Raw genomic sequence first — 862 nt, 5'->3', positions numbered from 1 at the left:
GACGATGGTGCCGTTGTTGAAGGGGTTGGACATGTTGGTTCTCCTTACGTGAGTGGGTGTGATTTGCCGTGCAATTTGGGTACTTAAGCAGCTGCTTTGCTGCTGCGGGGCGGTTGCGCTGTCGTTACAACACTGCCCAGGGCAGCGGTGTGCCTGCCGCCTCTAGGTCGCGCAGTTCTTGTGCTGCACCCGGATCGGCGTCCTCGCCGTCGATGCCGTCGGCGAGCTGGTAGAGCAGTTCCAGGTCGGTGTGGGTGATGTCGCGCATCACGTGCCTCCTTGTTCGGATTGGTGGTCAATCCGTCTGTTGGAGACAGCTCTGCTGTCTAAAGGTCACTCCCCTGCCTCGTTGCGGTGTCTGTCGTCGCAAGCCAAGGCCCCGCGAGAAAAAGAAACCCCGTTGCATTGCTACAACGGGGTGTGTGGTGCTACTCGGCAAACAAGATCGTGCGGGTCTTCTCAGCGCCCTCGCGGACAAGCTCGACCATCCGCTCGCCCTGGCCGATATCGGTCAGCTTCGCCACCAGCGACGGGAAGTTCTCGTCTGGCCCGATCTCGGTGGCTCGCTGCGCAGCCACGCCAGCTAGCCCCGGCTGGCCTGTGGCGTGAGCGAGCACGGCAACAGTGGCGGTGAGCTGCGAGCGCATCCCTGGCCAGCTGGTCGGGACAGCGCGCATAACCTTCTCTATGAACGCAAGGCCCGCCTGCGGGTCATCGAGCAGTGCGGCAAGCAGCGTGTCCCGCAAGCGCGGCGTGGTGAAGCATTTCAGCGCAGACCGAACAGCGCGAGCGCTCGGCTGGGTGATCCCTGCCGCCGCCTGCTCATACTCACGCTGCAGCACGTCTGCGAACATGGGCGGGA

At 63.2% G+C, this 862-nt stretch carries 2 protein-coding genes; both read right to left on the bottom strand.

What is annotated here, in order from left to right; all coding sequences use genetic code 11:
• Positions 1–124 precede the first annotated feature (124 nt).
• Positions 125–268: a hypothetical protein gene (locus HMPREF2734_RS12120; protein ID WP_016456431.1), complete on the bottom strand. Its 144-nt coding sequence runs from the start codon at positions 266–268 to the stop codon at positions 125–127.
• A gap of 160 nt (positions 269–428) precedes the next feature.
• On the bottom strand, positions 429–862 hold a 434-nt coding region (locus HMPREF2734_RS11205), incomplete at its 5' end, for a DUF4192 family protein (protein ID WP_141750496.1).

It is taken from the genome of Corynebacterium sp. HMSC055D05, from assembly GCF_001810365.1.
GTDB lineage: Bacteria > Actinomycetota > Actinomycetes > Mycobacteriales > Mycobacteriaceae > Corynebacterium > Corynebacterium coyleae.
Note: the sequence above shows the minus strand (reverse complement) of the source record. Positions and strands in the feature narration are given on the sequence as shown.

Coding starts and splice junctions, on each gene's coding strand:
- HMPREF2734_RS12120 (WP_016456431.1), bottom strand. CDS start 268: ATGCGCGACATCACCCACACCGACCTGGAACTGCTCTACCAGCTCGCC.